Below are 17,062 nucleotides of genomic sequence, written 5' to 3' on the forward strand. Positions count from 1 at the left end.
CTTCGGACAGCGTGATCTCCACAGCAGAAGGACCCGAATGCGACATGACAACAGCGTAGTAAATAACCATCAGGATTTCTGGCGCATCACACTAGCGGGACAAAGGCGTCCCGCTAGCGTCGACCGCCTGACGTTCAACGGCGCGATCATCGAGTCGGCACCGACTCCTACCGGCTCGCCTCCACCCGGGCATGAACTGAAGAAACGGCCATGGCCGGACCGGTCATTTTCGCCAGAACAGGTGGTGCGTCACGCCGCTCGGGCTGGGGACGACGTCGAGGTGGAACCGGTCGAGCAGCTCTTCGGGTGACTCCCAGAGACGTACTCCGGACCCGAGCTTCACCGGTGAGACCGCCACGTGCAGGGTGTCGACGAGGTCGGCGTCGAGGAACTCGCGGATGGTGGTGGCTCCGCCGCCGAGCCGGACGTCCTTGCCCTGCGCCGCTTCCCGTGCCAGTTCGAGGACTGCGGCAGGGTCGGCGTCGACGAAGTGGAACGTGGTGTCGGAGAGCGTGAGCGAAGGACGCTTGTGGTGGGTGAGGACGAATACCGGGGTGCGGAACGGGGGCTCGTCACCCCACCAGCCCTGCCACTCATGGTTGTGCCACGGACCGCGCTGGGGCCCGAATTTGTTGCGGCCCATGATTTCGGCGCCGATGTTGCGTGCGTAGTCCCGCGTGAGGTAGTCGTCGAGGCCCCGGCTCCCTCCGGGGTCGGTGCGCATGGGCCAGCTCGCGGTGGCGCCGGCCCAGGAGAACAGCCTCTCGGGATCGACATGACCGAATGGCCTCTCGAGGGTCTGGTCCTCACCGGCACCGATCCCGTCACTCGAGACGTTGAAGTTCTGGACTCTCAGCAGCTGAGTCACGTGCTCCTCCTGTGTTGTCGACAACGATGGTGAGACTTGCCGGGCCGGGAAAACTCATCGCTGCGTCCGTGACCGGTCGGACGGGGCTGCCCAGTATCCCTACCTGCGATGTTTGCGCGGTTTGGGCAGGCTGCTGTCGTGAGGGGGCGACCGCCCCCGACACCGCGACCGACACGGTCATTGCCATCGTCGGCGATACTCCGCTGGCTACGTAGGTGGGGACGAGCAACGTATGTCGGTGGGTTTGGAGAGTCCTGGCCTCGGCGGTGGGTGACATGTTGGCGAGTTCTGGGAACGCCCCTTCAGCGTGTCGGGCCAGGCTCGCGGTCGATTTGCTCCGTGAGGTGGAACGGGGACGCTTGGTGTCGCAGGCAGGCATGAGAACTGGGGTGCGCGGTGGGGACGATACTCAAGGGCATGAGCCGCGTCAGGTGGCACGAGCTGACGCACGCGTACGGATCAGCGGAAGAGGTTCCGGGCCGGCTGTCACGGGTGGCGTGGGGCGATGCAGTGACCAGCGCTTCAGCGCTGAGTGATCTTGGACTATGGCTCGGTGAGCTGTCTGTCTTCGACGCGACAGCCGAGGCGGTTCCGTTTCTGTGGGATCTGGCGGTGAGTGACTCTGTCGCCAGCCGGTGCGGTGTGATCCAGCTGCTCCGGACGATCCTTGAACAGGCCAATCCTCCACGGCTCGACGTTCAGTACGCGGCTCACCGAGCTGTGCTCGACGGCAGGAGCCTGGCAGACAGGCTGGCCGGTGACGGGGATGTCGCCGTGCAGACACAGGCCCAGGACTTGGTGGCCGCGATCGACAACCACGTCTGCGAGGCCTGCCGTCCCGCCTGACCACAGGCCCCGTCGTTGCTGTTCCGGCGACCGTCCACCGCACCGAGGAAGGCGACGGAACGTGTCGTCAGCTGACGCCCTGCTGTTCGGCGCGCGCTCGGGTGGTGTCGAGGCGGTGGGAATCGGTGCCGGTTTCGAAGATGTTGCCGCCGAAAGTGAGGCGGTCGACGGTGGCCGCGCGGAGGCGGGGGTCGGTGAAGGTCTTGGTCCAGCCGGAGAAGGACTCGTTGGAGGTGATGGTGACGCTGTGCTTCTCCTCGCGTTCGGTCAGGACCTGGAAGAGGAGTTCTGCGCCTCGGCGGCGGCGACGTCTTCGAGGGTCTGGCGCTGCTTGCGGCGGCACGGAGGGCCTCCGGCGGTCGGCGCGGGGCGTAGGCCGCATGTCACGCATACCATTAGCTACAATTCGATTACCTAGCGTGAATGCACGCAGGGTCGTCGAACAGGGAGGGTCGCACCAGTGCACGCCTCAAAAGGGGATCGCCTCGTCATGCACGGCCGAGTCGTGGGCGAGCACGACCGAGTTGTGCCGACAGGTCGGCGCCGCCGATACGAAGCGCCCCGGCGTCTCACGTCGGGGTGCTTCGGCATGGAGCAGTGGCGGTCTCAGGTGGCTCCGGCGGCCTCGATGTTGCCGAGGGCCCACTGACACCTTTCGTGTCGTCCGATACCGCGTGGGCGGGACGAAGGCACGCCGGTACGGGTCGACGGGGAAGACCCGGGAGCAGGTGCTGGAAGCATCCTGCGTGGTCAGTGCGGACTGGATGGCGTGGGCCGACATGCCGCGCTTGGCGTAATGAGCTACTCAAGCGGGCTTCCAGGACCACGTTGTGCGCAGGCGTGACCGGGCTGGTGCAGGAAGGGTTGGCGAAGCGGGCTTATGGGCGAGGAGATCGCGGAGGACCGGTCGGAGGGTTTTGGTGAGCGGCTGCTCGGCCTGCTGCTGGATCGGGCGCGGCTGCTGCCGCCACAGCTGATCGCGCCGCTGATCGCGGAGGAGGTGGGCAGGGTCGGAGGCCGTGATGTCTCCATCCTGCTCCAGGACTACGCGCAGGAGCTGCTGGTGCCGCTTCCGGGCAGGAAACTGCACGTTGGCCAGCCCGAATCAGTAGTGACGTTCGGCCGCCGTGTGGTCCTTCATCGCGGTCAGCGTCTTGCCCATGTGCGAGGCGACCGTGGCCGCCACCGGCCCCGAGGCTGCGGCGTAGGCGGGGACGTCCTCCCGCGTGTCCGTCACGGCGTCCTCGGCCGCCAGCAGCGCACGGGCCGCCTTCGTGGGCTGCCCGCCGGCCCCGTACGCCCTGGCGCACGTCACCAGCAGCAGGGCCTCGGTCTGCCGGTCGACCTTTCCTGCGGCTCGGTGCAGCGCGGCTTCGGCCAGCTCGGGGCACGAGCCGGGGTGGCCCAGGTCCAAGGCCCACCTCATCCGCAACCACTACCCCGACGCCGAGTTCCAGGACCGGCCGCTTCCTCCAGGGGCCGCTCGGCCGGAGGTGCCAGGGTAGAAGTTGCTTTCACGCCCCCATTGCACTCCCCGCCCTGCGGCCTCCGCATGGGCGCACGTACTTAGTTCGTCTGGTCCGCGTACCCAGCAGTCGCAGGGAGGCCCCGCGAACCGACACGGACCCGTCCGGACTCGTGCTCCACCCCGGGTCGGTCACGCGTCGTCGGCCACCCGCCACACGCTCGCCTGGGATGGCCCGGATCCTGCCCGGAGCGCCGCTCCCTGTGCTAGGCCAGGTGCTTCTTCGGTCGGGGGGCGGCGTCGAGGAGTGCCCACCAGGCGTGGCCGTCGTGGTCGGTGTGGGTGCCGCAGGCGTCGACGGTGCGCAGCAGCGCCACCTCCTTCGGCAGCTGCCCTGCGCCTTCCTGATTGTAGGTCTGGTGGTTGAGGACCACGACGAGGATTTTCGAGTCCTGGTCGGCGAGGTGGACGCTGACGCGTTTGCCTCCGCCTGCCACGGCTGCGTGGACCAGGCCGTGGACTGCCTTGAGGAAGTCGTGCTCGTCCAGCAGCGGATAGTCCCACCCGGCGACGGCGAGCGCAGCTTGTCCGGCGGCCTTCTTCGCCGCCCACTGGTCCGCGCGGAACGCCAGCACCCTCGCCCGCCGGCTGGTGACGACCAGCCGGGGCGGCACCCCGGTGAGCGACTTCGGCTTCGTCGCCGGCTGCGGCCGCGGCGGCTCCACGGGCTTCTTCTGCGGCGGCGGCGACTTCGGAGGGAAACTCGGCGGAACCTTCGGACCCTTGGATTCCACAACCTCGCTCATACCGCACCACGTTACGCCGCTCGACCCCCTCCGCGCACCGGCGTCGACCCACCGCGGCGCACAAGGCCGGCGGAGACGAAACGGACTCCAGACGGCGCCCCCTTCCGGCGGTGCCGTCACACAGCCGAACGCCTTCGGGCGGAGCACCGGGACATGCTGCACCTCAGGGCGCGGGGCAGGCTGGTGGCGTGTCGGCCGCGCGGGCCGGTAGAGCCCCGGACTGCCGTCCGGACCCACGTGCTCCCTCAAGCACCTGGGAGGGACCGCAGTGCTGCGGTCCTGGGTACTCAAGGGAGGAACGTCACTGCGGGGAATGCCGGGGATGGCCCGTCGAGCAGGTGCCCCCGACGGTGACGCAGGTGCTTGTCGAAGAACGCGAGCGGGTACGCCTGCTGGATCTTCACCGCCTGATCGGGATCGAGGGTGCCGATCACGTCCTGGAGCTGTTGCCCGCTCCATCCGAACAGCTTCGCCACCTGTGGGAACAGTGCCTCGTTGTCGCCGTACGAGACGTGGGCGGCGCCTTGGGCCTGGATGTCCAGCCGCCAGCCCCGCAGGTGCGACCAGAATGCGGCGGCTTCGGGATCCGTGGCCCGGGTGAATGCGGCGGACATCATCATGAACGGCCGGTCCAGGTCGCCGGCGAGCGGCGGGTTCATCTGCATCGGGCCGTCGAGGCTCAGCCCGGCCCGGATGCGCTCGTCCGCGAGCGTGGCGCAGGCGGTGGCGGTCCCGCCCTTCGACCAGCCGAACGCGCCCATGCGCTGCGGGTCGAGGGAGCCGAGCAGCCCGGCCGGCAGCTTCCTCCGGGCGACGTCCGGATTGCACCCGGCGGCGAGCTGCTCGACGCAGTCGAGGACGAAGCGCAGGTCGGCGGCGAAGTCCCCGGGCAGCGTCGGCGCCTGCCTGTCACGGAGGGGGACGGCGACCCGACCGTTGGGGAACTCTGCGTAGGTGTCGTACGGGTGAGCCACCGTCACAACTGCGTATCCGTGGCTGGCGAGCTCCTGGACCATGACGGTGTGGTCGCCCTGGTGGCTGTGCGCGCCGTGCGAGAACACGATGACGGGCAGCCGTCGGCCCGACCGTCGGACCGGAGCGCCCACGTGGCCGGCAGTGAGCGGCCCCAGGGGGGCCAGAGCGCTCAACCCCGCGTCGGCGAGGAACGCCTGAAGTGCGCCGGCCGGCATCCAGGGCGCCACCGGGTACCGCTCGACATCCCGGGCGGGGTACCAGACGGTGGCCATCAGCTCGCGGAAGTGCCCGGGGCCCGCGATGCCGTCCGGACGCGACCGGTCGACGAGGTGCAGCTGGACCGTGCCCACCGGGTGGGGCCCGGTCGGCACGGGCAGCATGAGCCGCGTCGAGGCGGGTGCGGCCGCGGTCGGGTCCGCCCACGCGGGGCCGGCGACGGCGGCGAGAGGAACGGCGGCCCCGGCGGCCAGCGCGGCTCCCAGCATGCGGCGGCGCGTCAGCCCCTTCCGGCTGTTGAACGACGTGGTGGTCATGGGCCCCTCCCGTGGTGACGGATCGTCAGTCGTGCCGCGACGGCCAGTCCGTGGGCACAGGGGAACGCTGTCACGTGTCCCTCACGCGCAGCATCGGCCCGCCGATTGATCACGCGCGCGAGCATCGGCCCACGGGTTTACACCCGGGGGCCGATGCGTCAGCGGTGTCATCCGGTTACGAGGCCAGAATGAGAACGGGCGGTGTGCTGGTGGAGTGGAACTGGCGGACGGTGGAATTCGGTGACGCGCACGCGGGCGCGGCGGGTGTACTGGCCGGCGGCAGCGCGCCGGGCCCGGTGTACTTCGATGTCGGGAGTGGTCCGGTCGTGCCGTCGACCAGGCACTGGTCGGCTTACGACGGCCGGTCCCGCCGTCCGCGTGCGGAGGCATAGCGGGCGGTGTGCGCGTGCGGACGGCGCGGCGCCGCCGAGTACCTCCTGGACTGGGACTTGGTCGGCGACCGGCCCCTGTTCGAAGCGGACGTCGACCCTTTCGGGACCGCTCGAGGACTGGACCGCGCACCTGTCCGTGGTCCGCGAGGCGGCCGTGCCGCGGCCCGAACGGCTGGCCGCCGGGATGCTGTGCGACGACGGTATGTCCGCCGAAGCGGTGGCCACCGCGCTCGGGACCACCTGCTCCAAGGCCCTGGTCTTGCTCCTGACCGCCGGGGACGGGTGACGGCACGCACCACAGGGTCCGCACTCGGCGGGAGGTCCGCGTCCGGTCAGCCCGCCCGGCCCGCCCCGGCCTCGTCGGCCCTGCGGGATCAGGCGATGTCGGCGTACCAGATCCGGCTCGGCGGGCCCCACGCGTCGGCGTCCCGGAAGCGCTTGGGCATCCCCGGTCTCAGTGCGGGGCGCACCAGCCGCCACGTCCGTTCGATCGCCTCGCCGGTGAAGCCGTCGAACTCCGGCGTGACCTGGAGCAGCACCGCGCCGTCACGCAGGGTATCGACCCGGTGGAAGTCACCGGCCGCGGCGATGCCGTCGCAGCCGCCGAGCTGCTGGGCGATCTCGCATGGGATCACCATCAGCCACTCGTAGCCGCGCAGCAGCCGCCGCGACTGCGGCAGCGTCCATTCGGGCAGCGGCGGGCCGACCCGCTCCTCGTGCTCGGTACGGCCCAGCGACAGGCTGTAGCCGACTTGCGCGTAGGACGGGTCCACCTCCTGCGAGAAATCCCGCAGCAGCTCCGTCACGCGTGCCTGGGCGGCCGGCCCGAAGCGCTCTACGGAGGTTTCCGCGCTGAGCCTGACCCAGTCCTGGGAGCCCTCGTCGCGCGCGACGCCCATCCGCAGGAGCTCCGCACCGGGCATGCCGCGGTCGTCCAGCCGGTAGAGAGCGGTCTCGGCCAGCTGCACGTCCAGGGCCAGCCACTTGCGCAGCATCGGCAGGTTCTTGCGGGTCAGCACCCGGGAACGGTTGGTGACCCGCCCCCGACTGACGATGTGCGCGCTGAGGAAGCCCCAGAGCGACCCGGGCGGGCCGCACGGCACCGACTTCTTGAGCGATTCCTCCACCTGCCCGGCGGAGTCGAGGAGTGCCTGGAAGGACTCGCCCTCAAGGCGGTCCGCAGCCTCGGTGAGCCAGCGCCAGGCCAGATCGGCCATCGCCTCGGCACCTCGGTACTCGCTGTCGATCTCACATCGGATCTGGTGCATGGCGGCTCACCACTCCTTTCGGGAGAGCTGTCGGTCGAAATCGGACGTCATCCCCAGTGATGCGGCGAAGGCTGGGCTCAGCGTCACCGGCGATTGGAGTCGGCCCATTCACCGCGATCGCACATGACCGGCATGGCACCGAAGGGTTCGAACTCTATGTTCGGATCGTTGCTGTGGACCAGGCAGATGACGGGCGTCGTGTGGTCTGCACTGGGTGTGCGTCATCGGTATTCACCGGTGCTGGGCTGGGCGTCGTTTTGCTGGTGAAGGCCGTTGTCGTTTGAGGGGTGGGGTGTTTGTCGCGCCTGTGGGTGGGTGTGGGGGAACGCTGGAGGGTGCCGCCCTGGGGCGGGTGTTTCACCGCCCTCCGGCGGGGCCGGTGTTTCACCGCCCTGCCGGCCGCCGCGGCCTCCGGCGCCGCTTCTCGTACGCCTCCCGGATTCCGCCGACCAGCCCCAGGAACACCGCCGCCCCGACCGCCATCGCGGCTGCGGTGCGCAGGCCCCGGCCGTGGACGTCCCCGGCAGCCCGCGGGGAGACCTTGCCCTGCGGGTCGTGCACCACCGCCAGGGACTCACCCTCCTTCACGAGCCGCGAGGGGGTGTCCAGGTGCTCCGGGCCGCCCGCGGGGCAGTCCAGGCGGTGGTCGTACGAGGTCCGGGTCGTGGAGGTCCAGTGGCCCTCGGCGTCCATGGAGGACTCCGTCTCGGTGTGCTCGGTGACCTTCAGCACAACGCAGCTGATCTCGACGCCCCGGTCCTCCAGCGCGCTGTGCCCCACGGACACGAGTGCCAGGATGGCGCCGAGGCCGGCAGGGAGGGCGGACAGCGCGATGAGCGAGGCCCCGCGCCGCGCGGCGAGGGCGGCGTGCCAGCCGAGCAGGACCAGCGGGAGCAGCAGCCCGCCGAGGAAGAACCCCCAGTTGCCCAGCGACCCGTACGCCGACTCCCAGGCCACCCCGAACGCCAGGGCCGCGGTCAGCGGCGGCGCGGCCTCGGTACTGGAGGACATCGCCGCGAACGGCTACCCCGCCCCGGAGACCGGGGTGCGGCCTGCAAGCTTCGGCAGGGGGAGTTCAGGCTGGTTCCGGACGGCGTGAGGCGTTCGGAACCATGGCCCTGTTCCCCGACAGTGAAGCTTCGCCGAGTGTCACCGCGGTTGGACCGACGGCGCCCTTGTCAGTGGAGTGCGCTTCCCTGTCCGTCATGGACCTCACGCAATCGATGCTCAACGACCTGCTGGACCGGATCGACGCCTCGGGTGGATCTGTGCACCTGTCATTGGACACCGACCCGCACATGCTCGTAGACAGGCTGGCCAGCCGTTACGGGGCCCCACGGACCCTGGTCTTGGACGGCTTTACTGACCCGACCGTGGACGAGTCCCGGGGCGCGGCTCTTCTCGCCGTCCTCGAAGGCGGGGGCGAGACGATACGGGCATGGGCGTACGGAGGCCAGTGGATCGGCGCCGGGACCGCTCGGGACGCGCAAGGGGTCGTCCGGCCGGTGCTGGCGGCCGTGCCTCGGCGGGTACAGGTGCCGCCTACAGGGGGGACCGGCCGGGATGAGGACTGGGTTGAGCGGCTTGTAGCCATCACCGCCTGGACGTCGCCCCCGCAGCGGCCGGACGTCGACTGGGCGCAGATCGAGGCAGAAGTGGGCACGCGCCTTCCCGGCGACTACAAACGCATGGTGGAGACGTTCGGGGAAGGAGCCTTCGACGGATACCTCACTCTGAACCAGGAGCCGTGGACCCACCTCCGCGAGGACGGCCTGCTCATCTGGGCAAGCACCGAGCACGAGAACCTGTACTGCTGGCAGACCGACGACAGCACCGACCCGGACCGCTGGTCTGTCGCCATCCGGACCTTCGACGACGACTTGGCCCCCTTCGACTGCTCAGCCGCGGAGTTCATCTGCCGCATCCTCCTCGACCCGCACCATCCGTTCACGATGGCCCACTACTTCGACACCCACTGGTTCATGAACTACCGCGACAACGAGTGACCCAACGTGCCGCCATCGGTTACGCGGGCCCGATGAGTGCGCTGGGCCCGGTCCATCCGTGCGCAGCGGTTGCACGGGCCAGCAGCCGGTCCGACTTCGATGGCAAACGGGTCCAGGTTGAGCGTCGGGGGACATGCCGGTGGGGGACAGTGGCCGCGGGGGGCCCGGCCCGCGCCCCGGGGTCCGGGTCGGGGTCCGGGACGTCGGGGCTGTCAGGTCTGGCACTGCCTCGTGGCCGCGGGGGACCAGCCGCTCCAGGCGGCGCCGCCGGCCCGGGCGTGAACCCGGATCTCCACCCTCACGGGACCGCACACCCGCGTCGTGCTCCCCACTTCGAGGGGGCCCGCGGACTCCCCGGCCCGCACGTGGACGCGGCCGCTGCCCACCTTCTCCCAGTGACCGCCGTCGACGACACGGAAGAACGCCTCGTAGGCGATGTCCACCCCCCTCGACCCGGTGTTGCGCGCCCTGATGTGCGCCGTGATCTCCCGCGTGGGGAACCTGCCGGCCGATCCCCGCTCGGCGCTGATGCAGCCGTTGACCGCCACACGGCCGGTCGACGTACCCCCGCCACAGGCGACCGCCGCGGCGTGAGCGCCGGCCGGGACCGCCGGCACGGCCAGCACGGTCAGCATGGTCAGCACGGCCGCGCCCAGGACCGTTCCCGTACGCCTCGGCAGCAATGTCTCGTTCCCTTCTCCGGGCCGGTGTCTCCGAGGAGACCATGGCTCCCCGGGGGGCGCGGCGGGCAGCGTTTCGCCCACGGTTTCGCCCGCATGGACGCAGGCGGGCGCGGTGAGGACCGGGTCCCCGCGCCCGCGGCGGGCCGCCGCACCGGGCCGGGGTCCCGGTCCGGGGTCCCGGTCCGGCGGCGCGGGCCCCCTCCCGCGGGAGTCCGGCCTGCGGCCCGCCCCTTTCCCCTCCGGTCCCGAGACGGTCCCGGCAGCCGGCCGGCCGCCCCGAAGGGGGTACGGCCGATGACAGCCGGTGAGATCCGGGCGCCCCAGGGGTGACCCGCCCCATAGGGCCCACGTCACATACGAACCCGGATAGTAGCCCCAGAAGACCCCATGTCGCCCCCCCTGTGTCGGCCCCCACCTGCACGGATCCCTCCCCGGCCGCCGCGGGGCCGCCGGTCCCCGACTGCGAGGGCCCTTAGTAACCGGGGTCGTTGCCAGGGGGTCGGGCCGTCTGTAGAACTGGATGAGTCGCCAGGCGGCACGGGTACTTCACCCGCCGCCGACGAACCCCTCTCCACCGCGTGAGTGGCTCACGCATGCCTCCGGCATGCCTGCGACCGCCCCTGTTCCCTGTGGAAGGCCAATCCGTGTCCAACGTCATCATCCGCCGCATCGCCGCCTCCAAGAAGGCCCTCGCGGGCACCGTCGTCGCCCTGGGTGTCGCCGGTTCCATGCTCGCCACGGTTCCCGCCCAGGCGGCCCCGGTGAGCGCCAAGGCGATCGCGCAGCAGATGATCAAGGACCCGGCCCAGTTCGCCGCCTTCGACAAGATCATCTCCCACGAGAGCGGCTGGGACTACACCGCGACCAACGCCTCCTCCGGCGCGTACGGCCTGGCCCAGGCCCTGCCGGCCTCGAAGATGGCCTCCGCGGGCGCGGACTGGAAGACCAACCCGGCCACCCAGATCAAGTGGGGCCTGGACTACATGAACGACCGCTACGGCAGCCCCGTCGGCGCCTGGAACTTCTGGTCCGCCAACCACTGGTACTAAGCCACCAGCGGGCAGCAGCACAGCGAAGCACAGCACAGCGCACAGACATACGAAAACGCCCGGCCGGGACTTCCCGGCCGGGCGTTTTCGCGTACACGAACCGCCGGGCCGCCGAACCGCCGGGCCGCCGGGCCGCCGGGCCGCCGGGCCGCCGAACCGCCGGGCCGCCGGGCCGCCGGGCCGCGGCCCTACGCGGCCCGGGGAGGCGGGCGGTCACCCGGACCGGACCCGGTTGCACGCAGGCCTGTCACATCCTCTGACCAGTGTGATCACCGGCCGGGAACAGGCGGCGGCACAGGGCGTGCCGGCGGGCGGGGAGGACGGGCGTCGTGCGTGAGGGCATTCAGTGGCCTGCGGACCGCGAGGACGGCTGGCGGCACAGCGTGGTCTTCGCGCACGGCAGCACGCCGCAGGAACCGGGAACGCGCATGGAGGGGTGTCCGCGGATCCGTCGCGTCGCCGATCACGGACACGCAGGCATGGCACACCGTTACCGGCCGGGCGGCCGACGGCGAAGACGTGGTGCGGGCCGGCGTGCACGGCGGAGGGTCCTTCGCCGTCGCACACGGGCCGGGGGACGGCGCGGCACGACTGGCCGGCACCCCCCCCCGCAACGCGGTGGAGGCGATCCGCCCCGACCCGTCCGCGGGCTATCCGCCGGCGATGTGCTCCTGCGCGAGGGACGGCGCGGGACGTCTGCGGCTTCGGAACCGGAGAAGAGCTCCGGCGGCGGGGCGGGCAGCCGGACCTCCTGCTGCCCGAACCCGTGGCGGCCGGCATCCCGCACCCCGGCGGCCGCTGCGCACGGCCCGAAGACGAGCCCTGCCGGGGCCGGGACCGGGACCGTCACACCCCGGCACTCATAGGGACCCGGTTCGGCCTGAGCCTGCCTGCCCCGCAGAGCCGCGGCGTACTGGAGAACGAGCGCCTGCCCGCCTTCGTCACCGCCTGAGCGGCACCGGACGCACGGCCACGGCCACGGCAACGGGGCACCGCGCAGCCGGCACCAGGGTCCGGCCCCGCAGCCCCGCAGCCCCGCAGCCCCGCAGCCCCGCAGCCCCGCCCCCGCCCCCTCCCGGCTCCGGCTCCGCCCCCGCCCCGCCCCCGGCTCCGGCTCCGCCCCCGCCCCCGCCCCCGGCTCCGGCGCCCCCGCACCCGGCTTCGGCCGGACTGCACCCCTCGGCGGGCCGCCCCACAATGGGACCAGGGCACGCGCGCGGGGCGTCCCGTACTGCCCCCCGGCCGTGCCGGCCGAGAGGAACGCCCTCATGCGCGCTGAGACTTCACCGGCCGCGCGGAGGACGGGGGCCTTCGTCGCGGTCGCCGTCGCCCTCTTCTGCATCCAGCTCGACTTCTTCGCCCTCAACCTCGCCCTTCCCGGGATCGCGGCGGAACTCGGCGTCACGGTCTCGGCCGCGCAGTGGACCCTGTCCGCATACATGCTCGCCATCGGCTGCTTCTTCATCGTCGGCGGCCGGGTGGGCGACGTCTTCGGCCGGCGCGGCAGCCTGCTGGCCGGGATCGCCCTGTTCGCGGCCGGCTCCGTGGGCTGCGCGCTGGCACCCGGCCTCGGCCCACTGGTGGCGGCCCGCATCGCGCAGGGCGTGGGCGCGGCGTTCGTCTTCCCGGTGTCCGTGTCCGTGATCACCAACACCTTCCCCGGGGAAACCCGCGCCAGGGCCCTCGGCGCCGTGTTCGGCGTCGCCAACATCGGGACCGCGCTCGGCCCCTTCGTGGGCGGCGGGTTCACCGAAGGCCCCGGCTGGCGCTGGATCTTCTGGCTGATGGCACCGCTGAGCCTGCTCTCGCTGCTCGCCGCCCTCCTCTACGTACCGGACTCACGCGACACCTCGGCACCCCGCGAGCTCGACCTCCTGGGCTGCGCCCTGATCGTGTGCTCGCTGGCCGCGGTCACCCTGGCCGTGGAACGCGGAGACGCCTGGGGCTGGGGGAGCGCCCGTACCCTCCTGTGCTTCGCCCTGGCCGTGACGGCCGGCGGACTGTTCCTGGTACGGGAGCGGCTCGCCCGGCACCCGCTGGTCGACCTGCGGCTCTTCCGGAACGTCCCGTACGTCCTGGTGACCGGGATGGGCTCGCTCTCCAACATGGGCTACGGCGTCACCGTCTTCCTCGCCACCCTCTACCTCCAGGGCGTACGAGGGCTCTCGCCGCTCCTGGCGGGCACGGTGTTCCTGGCCCCGGCCCTGCTCGTCGCGGTCAGCGGCCCGCTCGGGGCGCGCCTGGCCCGGCACATGCAGCCGACCGCGGTCATGGCACTGGCCGGCGCGGTCGCGGGCACCGGGATGTACGCGCTGGCCCAGGCCAGCGCATGGTGGCTGTACGTGCCGGTGTTCGCGTGGTGCGGCCTGGGCCTGGGGCTGGGCTGGACCTTCTCCAGCGTGGCGACCCAGCAGGTCGTCGCACCGGCCAGGGCGGGGGAGGCATCGGGTGTACTGCTGACGTTCCTGGTCACGCTGGGCGCGATCGCCCTCGCCGGGACGGCGGCGGCGATCTCCGCGATGACCCCGCAGCGGCCGCCCGAGGACGCCTACGACGCGATCCTGCGGCTGGGCGGGCTGTTCATCGTCGCAACATCGGCCGTCGTCATGGCCGTACGCCACCGGCTCGTGGTGCTCGGCAGGATCCCGCCCCTGTCCGTGCGGGCGGGCGACGACGCTGCACGGGAGCCGGGCCCGGGCCGCCGGCCCTGACGGTGCACCGGTCAGCGCCCCGTCCACCCCGGCCCGCCGGCACGTCGCCGCCGGCGCGAACGGCGACCACCTGCACCGGCACCTGTACAGCCTTCAGCCCGACGTGACGGCGGAGGCGGCCGTCCGCGTCCGGGACGCCCCCCGGCGGCCACCGGCCGGCGGCCTGCGGCCCGTGCGCGCCTGCGGCGGCCCATCCTGGCGGGCAACAGCCGGGCCGGGAAACTTTTCTGATCCCCTGTCGGACCGATGCGCAGGCCGGCAGCGCGTCCGGACCGGCAGGATCGTGGCCATGCCGATGGAGCCGTTGCCGGTTCAGAGCCCGGGGGCTGTGGGAGGGCCTGGCCCGGGTGCCGGTGCCGTCCGCACCGATGGGCGGTGTGAGTGTGGTCGTCTCGCCGCAATCGGGACTGAGCCCGGCCGGCCGGGGCGGCGTGGTGGCTCTGGGCGGGTCGGCGATCGTGACCGCGCCGGCCACGGGTACGGGTACGGCTGTGATCGTCCGGGACGCGCCGGCGATGCTGCCGGTGGACGCGCTCACGGACGCCGACGCGGTCCGCGAGAGCCTGCCGGTGGCGCGTGTGCCGGGTCCGGCGGCATTGCCGTACGTGTCTGTGGCGGGCTTCCGCCGTGCGGAGCCAGGCGTGCCGGCGGCGGAACGGCTGCCGGGCGGCCATCCGGAGCTCCGGCGGCTGGAGCGGTCGGCAGGCCGTGAAGACGCGGGCGAGGCCGCTCTGGAGGAGATCACCTCACCCGCGTTCGTGGTCCGCGAGCACGGCCGGACGGTCGCCGCCGCCGGATACCGGGCCTGGCCGGGCCGGACCGCTCATACCGGTGTGCTGACCGCACCGGACGCGCGGGGGCGCGGGCTGGGCCGGGCGACGGGCTCGGCGGCGGTGGAACACGCGCTCGCGGCAGGACGGCTGCCGCAATGGCGTGCCCGCACGACTGCCTCCCGGCGTGTCGCGCAAGCACTGGGGTTCGAGGAACCGGGTGCGCAACTCGGCATCGAGACCGCCTGGGAGAAGCACCCGGCCGGGACGCCGGCCCGTCCCCGGGCCCGCTGCGGACAGAGAGGGCGGCCTGCCCGGGCCGGAGCGGATCGCCGCCCGCACCGGGCCCGGACCGGGTGGACAGCAGTGGGCAGTGCCGGACAGCCACCGGCCCCGCAGGGACTGGAGAGTGGACACCGCCCGGCACGAGTCTGTGCCCCATGAAGGTTGCACGTACACAGCCGGACGGGGCGGCCCACCGGCGCCCCCGGCCCGCAACGGCTCCGCCCCTCACCCGGCCGCCGAAGCCCGCGCACCTGCCCGCCACCGCCGCCGACGTCGCCGTCGCCGGCAAGACCGCACCCGCACTCCCAGGAGCATCCACCATGACGTCCCGCACGATCCGTACCCTCACCGTGCTGACCGCCGCCGCCTCCCTCTGCGCCACCGCCTCCACCGCCTACGCCGCACAGGACACCGGCCGCCGCACGCCGGGGATCGCCGCCGCCTGGGCCCGCGCCTGGAACGGCACCGACCCCCAGGACCTCGGCGCCCTGTTCACCGCCGACGGCGTCTACACCGACGAAGCCGTCGGCGTCACCTTCCGCGGCCGCAAGGAGATCGCGGGCTGGAAGGCCCGCGCCGACACCCTCATCGACAACGTCCACGTCACCATCCGCTCCACCCGCCTCGACGGCGACCGCATCACCGTCCGGGCCGTCTACTCCGGCCACCTCAAGGGCGCACCCAAGCCCTTCGCCGTACCGATGACCACCCAGCTCGGCCTCGACGGGAACCACTGCCGGATCGCCTTTGACCAGGACCACTACAGCCTGGCCACCGTCCTTGCCCAGTCCGGCCTGCCCGCCGACTGGACCCCGCCCGCCGCCTGACGACGCTGGTGCTGCCCGGTGATGAGGCCGGGCAGTTCGCGCATGTCGTCGAAGACGACGGCGGCGGGGCCCGCGAGCCGCTCCGGCGGGGTGACTCCGCCCACGTAGCCGAAGGCGCGCATCCCGGCGGCCCGCGCATCCCGGGCCGCCCGGGAGGCCCGGGCGGCCTGGACGCCGGGGCGGCTGTCCTCCACGGCCACGCACGCGGCGGGGCCGATGCCCATCTGCCGTGCCGCGTGCAGGAAGAGGCCGGGGGCGGGCTTGCCGCGGGCCGCCTCGGCAGCGCTGAGGATGCGGCCCGCGAAGCGTTCGTAGAGCCCTGTGACACCAAGGGTGTGGCGCGTCTTGTCGTGCGAGCCGCGGGAGGCGACACACACCGGCAGGGTGATCTCCTCCAGTGCCCCGGGCAGCCCGCCGACCGCCTCCAGCCCGCTGCCCACCGCGTCCCGGTGGCGCCGCAGGAACTGCTCCCACCGCAAGGCGGCCGTCTCCTCGCCCAGCCGCTGCGCGATCCGTTCGCAGACCGACTCCTTGGAACGCCCGATGGACCGGCCGACGACGTCCTCGGGGGTCAGCGGCCGGCCGGGCTCCGCTCCCAGGGCCATCTGGACGCGCATGGCGATGCGTTCGGTGTCGACGAGCACTCCGTCGCAGTCGAATATGTCGCAGTCGAATATCACGAGTGCGACCGGCTTGGTCATCCCGGCAGCACAGGGTCCTGCCCGGCCCTCCAAGGCGCGCGGGGCAGCCCCGCACCGGCGGGCGGGACACCCCGCACCCTCTGGCCGCCGCGGCGCGCAGCGAAGTGCAGCGCGAGCCCGGCGGCCGCGGTCGCGGCGGCGCCGGCCACCATGAAGCCGTCGCGTGAGCGCCAGGACAGCACCGACCAGCAAGACCGCGCGGACAGCAGCGAGCCCGTGCTGAGCCAGGAGGCGGCGGAGAGCACCGACAGGGAGGATCCGATGGAGGCGGCGGAGAGCGCGCAGCCCACGGAGCCGATCGACAGCACCGAGCCCACCGAGCCGATCGACAGGACCGAGCCCACCGAGCCGATCGACAGGACCGAGTCCTTCGACCAGAGGGAGAGGGCGGACCCGTCGCCCCGGCACCACGATTCCGTCCACGCATGAGATCCGGTCACGGGCACATCCTGACAGGGGAGAGGCCCCGGGAGGGCCGGCACTCGCCGGGCGGACCGCTTCCGCGGCCGCCGCCGCGAGGCCCCGGACCACCCCGTCCGGCCTGCCCGCCGGCGGCCTCCGGCAGCTTGCGGCCGCAGGCAGTTGCAGGCCGCCGCCCCGGCCGGGCCCGGGCCGGCGGACGGGAGCACCATCACGGCCGTCGGGCTCGGCTTCACCTCGGCGCTCCGCCGCTTCTCGCCCATCATGCGCTCCGCGCGCCGGAGCGGGCATGTGACCGGTGACGTACCGTCGTCCAGCTTCAGCACGGGCAGCTGCCGACCGGTCCCCTCGTGCTCGAACGCGTACGTGACCAGCCCGTCGGGCTTCGGCTGCCGCGCCTTCCCGCCCAGTCCCCGGACCACCCCGTCCGTCAGGGGGCCCGGTGTGAACTCCTCGC

Annotated in this window: 18 protein-coding genes and 2 pseudogenes; 10 read left to right on the plus strand and 10 right to left on the minus strand. The window is 72.4% G+C overall.

All coding sequences use genetic code 11. The features are described 5' to 3' along the window. Nucleotides 1-223 precede the first annotated feature (223 nt). Nucleotides 224-868: a dihydrofolate reductase family protein gene (locus ACFY04_RS28255; protein WP_389120837.1), complete on the minus strand. Its 645-nt coding sequence runs from the start codon at nt 866-868 to the stop codon at nt 224-226. A 417-nt stretch (nt 869-1,285) separates the two neighbouring features. Between ACFY04_RS28255 and ACFY04_RS28260 the strand changes: the two genes are divergently transcribed. After that, entirely contained in the window at nt 1,286-1,714 is a 429-nt protein-coding gene (locus ACFY04_RS28260; RefSeq protein ID WP_389120840.1) for a hypothetical protein, read from the plus strand. Nucleotides 1,715-1,781: 67 nt separating this feature from the next. Here the strand turns inward: ACFY04_RS28260 and ACFY04_RS28265 are convergent. Next, nucleotides 1,782-2,015: pseudogene (locus ACFY04_RS28265) on the minus strand (ATP-binding protein); the annotation flags it as partial. 579 nt (nt 2,016-2,594) lie between these two features. Between ACFY04_RS28265 and ACFY04_RS28270 the strand changes: the two are divergent. Then, nucleotides 2,595-2,825, plus strand: a pseudogene (locus ACFY04_RS28270) (serine/threonine-protein phosphatase); the annotation flags it as partial. Here ACFY04_RS28270 and ACFY04_RS28275 read toward each other — a convergent pair. From ACFY04_RS28275 to ACFY04_RS28285, 3 genes are all read right to left on the minus strand, one after another. Then, nucleotides 2,820-3,140: a hypothetical protein gene (locus ACFY04_RS28275; RefSeq protein WP_389121148.1), complete on the minus strand. Its 321-nt coding sequence runs from the start codon at nt 3,138-3,140 to the stop codon at nt 2,820-2,822. The pseudogene ACFY04_RS28270 and the gene ACFY04_RS28275 sit on opposite strands and share 6 nt — an antisense overlap. A 305-nt stretch (nt 3,141-3,445) precedes the next feature. After that, complete coding sequence (locus ACFY04_RS28280) at nt 3,446-3,985, minus strand: hypothetical protein (RefSeq protein WP_389120843.1); 540 nt, start codon at nt 3,983-3,985, stop codon at nt 3,446-3,448. Between the two features lie 287 nt (nt 3,986-4,272). Then, entirely contained in the window at nt 4,273-5,493 is a 1,221-nt protein-coding gene (locus ACFY04_RS28285) for an alpha/beta hydrolase family protein (RefSeq protein ID WP_389120846.1), read from the minus strand. 188 nt (nt 5,494-5,681) lie between these two features. On the opposite strand from ACFY04_RS28285, the gene ACFY04_RS28290 reads away from it, so the two are divergent. Both ACFY04_RS28290 and ACFY04_RS28295 read left to right on the plus strand, forming a co-directional pair. Continuing rightward, the gene (locus ACFY04_RS28290; RefSeq protein ID WP_389120848.1) at nt 5,682-5,885 is read left to right on the plus strand and encodes a hypothetical protein; all 204 of its coding nucleotides are present in this window, start codon (nt 5,682-5,684) and stop codon (nt 5,883-5,885) included. A 136-nt stretch (nt 5,886-6,021) separates the two neighbouring features. Continuing rightward, entirely contained in the window at nt 6,022-6,171 is a 150-nt protein-coding gene (locus tag ACFY04_RS28295) for a hypothetical protein (protein WP_389120850.1), read from the plus strand. Nucleotides 6,172-6,259: 88 nt separating this feature from the next. Here ACFY04_RS28295 and ACFY04_RS28300 read toward each other — a convergent pair whose 3' ends face one another. Together ACFY04_RS28300 and ACFY04_RS28305 are read right to left on the minus strand one after the other, a co-directional pair. Further along, the gene (locus tag ACFY04_RS28300) at nt 6,260-7,153 is read right to left on the minus strand and encodes a hypothetical protein (protein ID WP_389120852.1); all 894 of its coding nucleotides are present in this window, start codon (nt 7,151-7,153) and stop codon (nt 6,260-6,262) included. A gap of 384 nt (nt 7,154-7,537) precedes the next feature. Continuing rightward, nucleotides 7,538-8,164, minus strand: coding sequence for a hypothetical protein (locus ACFY04_RS28305; protein ID WP_389120855.1), 627 nt, complete (start codon nt 8,162-8,164; stop codon nt 7,538-7,540). A gap of 194 nt (nt 8,165-8,358) precedes the next feature. Between ACFY04_RS28305 and ACFY04_RS28310 the strand changes: the two genes are divergently transcribed. Beyond that, the gene (locus ACFY04_RS28310; RefSeq protein ID WP_389120857.1) at nt 8,359-9,159 is read left to right on the plus strand and encodes a hypothetical protein; all 801 of its coding nucleotides are present in this window, start codon (nt 8,359-8,361) and stop codon (nt 9,157-9,159) included. A 212-nt stretch (nt 9,160-9,371) separates the two neighbouring features. Here the strand turns inward: ACFY04_RS28310 and ACFY04_RS28315 are convergent, their stop codons facing one another. Next, the gene (locus ACFY04_RS28315; RefSeq protein WP_389120860.1) at nt 9,372-9,842 is read right to left on the minus strand and encodes a hypothetical protein; all 471 of its coding nucleotides are present in this window, start codon (nt 9,840-9,842) and stop codon (nt 9,372-9,374) included. Between the two features lie 593 nt (nt 9,843-10,435). Here ACFY04_RS28315 and ACFY04_RS28320 point away from each other — a divergent pair. The 5 genes from ACFY04_RS28320 to ACFY04_RS28340 all read left to right on the plus strand — a co-directional run bounded on the left by ACFY04_RS28320 (nt 10,436) and on the right by ACFY04_RS28340 (nt 15,484). Then, entirely contained in the window at nt 10,436-10,891 is a 456-nt protein-coding gene (locus tag ACFY04_RS28320) for a transglycosylase SLT domain-containing protein (RefSeq protein ID WP_389120862.1), read from the plus strand. A 766-nt stretch (nt 10,892-11,657) separates the two neighbouring features. Next, complete coding sequence (locus ACFY04_RS28325) at nt 11,658-11,843, plus strand: hypothetical protein (RefSeq protein WP_389120864.1); 186 nt, start codon at nt 11,658-11,660, stop codon at nt 11,841-11,843. 316 nt (nt 11,844-12,159) lie between these two features. Beyond that, nucleotides 12,160-13,602 carry an MFS transporter gene (locus ACFY04_RS28330; protein ID WP_389120866.1) on the plus strand — a complete coding sequence of 481 codons (1,443 nt, stop codon included), beginning with the start codon at nt 12,160-12,162 and terminating at the stop codon, nt 13,600-13,602. A gap of 368 nt (nt 13,603-13,970) precedes the next feature. Next, nucleotides 13,971-14,816, plus strand: a complete 846-nt coding sequence (locus ACFY04_RS28335; RefSeq protein ID WP_389120869.1) for a GNAT family N-acetyltransferase — start codon at nt 13,971-13,973, stop codon at nt 14,814-14,816. Then, a complete protein-coding gene (locus ACFY04_RS28340; RefSeq protein WP_389120871.1) occupies nt 14,813-15,484 on the plus strand; it encodes a nuclear transport factor 2 family protein in 672 nt (223 codons plus the stop codon). Before ACFY04_RS28335 ends, ACFY04_RS28340 begins: the two co-directional genes overlap by 4 nt. Here ACFY04_RS28340 and ACFY04_RS28345 read toward each other — a convergent pair. Further along, nucleotides 15,418-16,185, minus strand: coding sequence for an HAD family hydrolase (locus ACFY04_RS28345; protein ID WP_389120874.1), 768 nt, complete (start codon nt 16,183-16,185; stop codon nt 15,418-15,420). The genes ACFY04_RS28340 and ACFY04_RS28345 overlap by 67 nt on opposite strands. Then, nucleotides 16,182-16,625, minus strand: a complete 444-nt coding sequence (locus ACFY04_RS28350; RefSeq protein ID WP_389120877.1) for a hypothetical protein — start codon at nt 16,623-16,625, stop codon at nt 16,182-16,184. Before ACFY04_RS28350 ends, ACFY04_RS28345 begins: the two co-directional genes overlap by 4 nt. Between the last annotated feature and the right edge of the window lie 437 nt (nt 16,626-17,062).

The organism is Streptomyces sp. NPDC001549 (genome assembly GCF_042894025.1).
Taxonomy (GTDB): Bacteria; Actinomycetota; Actinomycetes; order Streptomycetales; family Streptomycetaceae; genus Streptomyces; species Streptomyces kutzneri.

Excerpts from the sequence above, each read along its gene's own strand:
- ACFY04_RS28260 (WP_389120840.1), top strand. The coding sequence starts at position 1,286 with ATGAGCCGCGTCAGGTGGCACGAGCTGACGCACGCGTACGGATCAGCG.
- ACFY04_RS28275 (WP_389121148.1), bottom strand. The coding sequence starts at position 3,140 with ATGAGGTGGGCCTTGGACCTGGGCCACCCCGGCTCGTGCCCCGAGCTG.
- ACFY04_RS28280 (WP_389120843.1), bottom strand. The coding sequence starts at position 3,985 with ATGAGCGAGGTTGTGGAATCCAAGGGTCCGAAGGTTCCGCCGAGTTTC.
- ACFY04_RS28285 (WP_389120846.1), bottom strand. The coding sequence starts at position 5,493 with ATGACCACCACGTCGTTCAACAGCCGGAAGGGGCTGACGCGCCGCCGC.
- ACFY04_RS28290 (WP_389120848.1), top strand. The coding sequence starts at position 5,682 with ATGAGAACGGGCGGTGTGCTGGTGGAGTGGAACTGGCGGACGGTGGAA.
- ACFY04_RS28300 (WP_389120852.1), bottom strand. The coding sequence starts at position 7,153 with ATGCACCAGATCCGATGTGAGATCGACAGCGAGTACCGAGGTGCCGAG.
- ACFY04_RS28305 (WP_389120855.1), bottom strand. The coding sequence starts at position 8,164 with ATGTCCTCCAGTACCGAGGCCGCGCCGCCGCTGACCGCGGCCCTGGCG.
- ACFY04_RS28310 (WP_389120857.1), top strand. The coding sequence starts at position 8,359 with ATGGACCTCACGCAATCGATGCTCAACGACCTGCTGGACCGGATCGAC.
- ACFY04_RS28320 (WP_389120862.1), top strand. The coding sequence starts at position 10,436 with ATGCCTCCGGCATGCCTGCGACCGCCCCTGTTCCCTGTGGAAGGCCAA.
- ACFY04_RS28330 (WP_389120866.1), top strand. The coding sequence starts at position 12,160 with ATGCGCGCTGAGACTTCACCGGCCGCGCGGAGGACGGGGGCCTTCGTC.
- ACFY04_RS28335 (WP_389120869.1), top strand. The coding sequence starts at position 13,971 with ATGGGCGGTGTGAGTGTGGTCGTCTCGCCGCAATCGGGACTGAGCCCG.
- ACFY04_RS28340 (WP_389120871.1), top strand. The coding sequence starts at position 14,813 with ATGAAGGTTGCACGTACACAGCCGGACGGGGCGGCCCACCGGCGCCCC.
- ACFY04_RS28345 (WP_389120874.1), bottom strand. The coding sequence starts at position 16,185 with ATGACCAAGCCGGTCGCACTCGTGATATTCGACTGCGACATATTCGAC.